Below are 2,928 nucleotides of genomic sequence, written 5' to 3' on the forward strand. Positions count from 1 at the left end.
GCAAGTGCGCGGCTGGTGCCGAGGAAAGGACTTGAACCTTCACGAGGTTACCCCCACTAGCACCTGAAGCTAGCGCGTCTACCAATTCCGCCACCTCGGCGTTTAGAAAATTCACTGATGCGCTTCATGGACGCCGCAATGTACCTACCGTCAAATCGATTGTCAATTTTGCTCGCGCCGCTTTGCGGCGCCCCGATTCCACTACGCATGATCCAGAACCTATGAGAAAAAACACGCCGCGCAACGATCCGTTCGCGGAGCGCGAAGCGCGCAAATACGAACGGCCCGTGCCCAGCCGCGAAATGATTCTGGAGATAATCGCCGAGCAGTTGGGGCCGCTGGCGCTGGACGAACTACTGACGTGTCTCGATGTTACCGAGCCCGACGATATCGAGGCGCTGACCCGCCGGCTGCGCGCCATGGAGCGCGATGGCCAGTTGGTGCGCAATCGCCGCGGCGGTTATCTGCCGGTGGACGAGCGCGATCTGATCCGCGGTCGCGTCATCGGACATCCGGACGGCTTTGGTTTCCTAAAACCCGACGAAGGCCAGGACGACCTTTTTCTCTCCGGGCGCGAGATGCGCGCGCTGATGCATGGCGATCGCGCGGTTGTGCGCGTTGTGGGCATCGATAGACGCGGCCGCAAGGAGGCCGGTCTGGTCGAGGTGATCGAACGTCACAATGTGCAGGCGGTCGGACGTTTCTTTACGGAGCGCGGCGTCGCCTTCGTCGTGCCGGACAACAAACGGCTGCATCAGGACATTCTGATTCCGCCCGTAAACGTCGGTGACGCCACACAAGGGCAGATCGTGATCGCCGCCATCGTGGAACAACCCAGCAAGCGCAGCCAGCCCATCGGCCGCATCGTGGAAGTGCTGGGCGATCATATGGCGCCGGGCATGGAGATCGACATCGCCGTGCGCGCGCATTGCCTGCCTTACGAATGGCCGGACAAGGTGCTGGACGAAGCGTCCCGCTTTCCACCCGAGGTGCCGGAGCACGCTGGCGTGGGTCGCATCAACCTGCGCGAGCTTCCGCTGGTCACCATCGACGGAGAGACCGCCATGGACTTCGACGATGCGGTGTATTGCGAGCCCGAGGGCAAGGGCTGGCGGCTGCTGGTGGCGATCGCGGACGTATCGGCCTACGTGCAGCCCGGCAGTCCGCTTGATATTGAGGCGCAGCGCCGGGGCGCCTCGGTTTATTTTCCGGGGCGCGTAATACCCATGCTGCCCGAAGCGCTCTCCAATGGCCTGTGTTCGCTGAATCCACAGGTCGATCGCCTGTGCATGGTTTGCGAGATGCGCATTGGTGGCGACGGGCGCATCGGCAAATCGCGGTTCTTCGAGGGCATTATGCGTTCCGCCGCACGGCTGACCTACACGCAAGTAGCGGCCATGGTGGTGGAGCGCAAGATGGCGCCCCGACGGAAGTACGCGCGGTTGGCGCCGCACCTGGACGATCTTTACGCGCTGTACCGGACCTTGCGCAAAAAGCGTGAGCGCCGCGGCGCGATCGACTTCGACACGGTGGAAACCCAGATCCAGTTCGGCGCCGGCGCCAAGATCGAGCGCATCGTGCCGACTATGCGTAACGAGGCGCACAGAGTCATCGAGGAATGCATGATCGCCGCCAATGTCGCGGCGGCGGAGTTCCTGGTTAAACGCAAAATGCCCGCGCTGTACCGCGTACACGAAGGGCCGAAAGCCGATCGCCTGACCGATCTGCGCGACTTTCTAAAGGAGACGGGGCTTAACTTAACCGGCGGAGACGAGCCGGAGCCAAAAGATTACGCGAAATTGATGGACAAAATCGCATCGCGCCCCGACGCGCACCTGATCCAGACGGTGCTGCTGCGCTCGCTATCGCAGGCGGTTTATTCGCCGCACAATGACGGCCACTTCGGTCTGGCGCTGCCGGCTTACGCGCATTTCAGCTCGCCCATCCGCCGTTATCCGGATTTACTCTTGCATCGCGCGATCCGTCACATCTTGCGCGAAGAAAAACCGGGAAGTTTCGAGCATGGCCACGACGCGATGGTGGCGTTGGGCGAGCACTGCTCAATGACCGAACGACGCGCCGACGAGGCCACGCGCGACGCCGTGAACTGGCTCAAGTGCGAATTCATGCGCGACAAGGTCGGCGAGGAGTTCGACGGCGTAATCAGTTCCGTGACCTCCTTTGGCGTGTTCGTGGAACTGCACGAGATTTACGTCGAGGGGCTGGTGCACATCACTGCTTTACCCAAGGACTATTACCGTTTCGATCCCGTGGGACATCGGCTGCGCGGTGAGCGCGGCGGCCGCGTTTACCGCCTGGGCGATGGCTTGCGCGTGAAGGTGGTGCGCGTGGATCTGGACGAGCGAAAAATCGACTTCGAGCCGCTGGAAACACGCGCGTCAGCCGATAAAGGCACGCACAAGAAACGCCGCAAGCGCGCCCGCGCCTGATGCGCGCGCCCCAAGTCATATCCGGCATCCACACGGTGTTGTCCGCGTTGCGCAACGACCCGGGCAATGTTGAAGAACTGCGTGTTGATCGTGCCCGGCACGATGCGCGCGTCAACGAACTGCGCCAGCTTGCGCAATCGCTCAACATCCCGCTGCGCGAAGTCGATGGACAGACACTGGAGCGGCAGACGCAGACCCGCCGTCATCAAGGTGTGTGCGCGTCGTATCGCGCCGCGCCCACGCTGACTGAAAGTAATCTTTACGATCTGGTCGAACGGACCGAGTGTCCGTTGTTGCTGGTGCTGGACTGCGTCACCGATCCGCATAATCTGGGCGCCTCCCTGCGCACCGCGGAAGCCGCGGGCGCGACCGCCGTGATTACCCCGCGGGATCGCACGGGGGCGATCAACGCGACCGTACGCAAGGTCGCCAGCGGCGCGGCCGAACGCCTGGCCGTGGCGCAGGTGACCAACCTCGC

At 62.7% G+C, this 2,928-nt stretch carries 2 protein-coding genes and 1 tRNA gene; 2 read left to right on the forward strand and 1 reads right to left on the reverse strand.

The window, feature by feature from the left end; all coding sequences use genetic code 11:
- Positions 1-13: 13 nt before the first annotated feature.
- A tRNA-Leu gene (locus H0V34_07345) sits at positions 14-100 on the reverse strand.
- Between the two features lie 121 nt (positions 101-221).
- Here H0V34_07345 and rnr point away from each other — a divergent pair.
- On the forward strand, positions 222-2,450 hold the full coding sequence (gene rnr / locus H0V34_07350; GenBank protein MBA2491516.1) for a ribonuclease R: 2,229 nt from the start codon (positions 222-224) through the stop codon (positions 2,448-2,450).
- A partial coding sequence (locus tag H0V34_07355; protein ID MBA2491517.1) for a 23S rRNA (guanosine(2251)-2'-O)-methyltransferase RlmB occupies positions 2,450-2,928 on the forward strand: 479 nt, incomplete at its 3' end. The genes rnr and H0V34_07355, both read left to right, overlap by 1 nt.

The sequence above is a fragment of the Gammaproteobacteria bacterium genome (assembly GCA_013696315.1).
Lineage (GTDB): Bacteria > Pseudomonadota > Gammaproteobacteria > JACCYU01 > JACCYU01 > JACCYU01.

Excerpts from the sequence above, each read along its gene's own strand:
- rnr (MBA2491516.1), top strand. The coding sequence starts at position 222 with ATGAGAAAAAACACGCCGCGCAACGATCCGTTCGCGGAGCGCGAAGCG.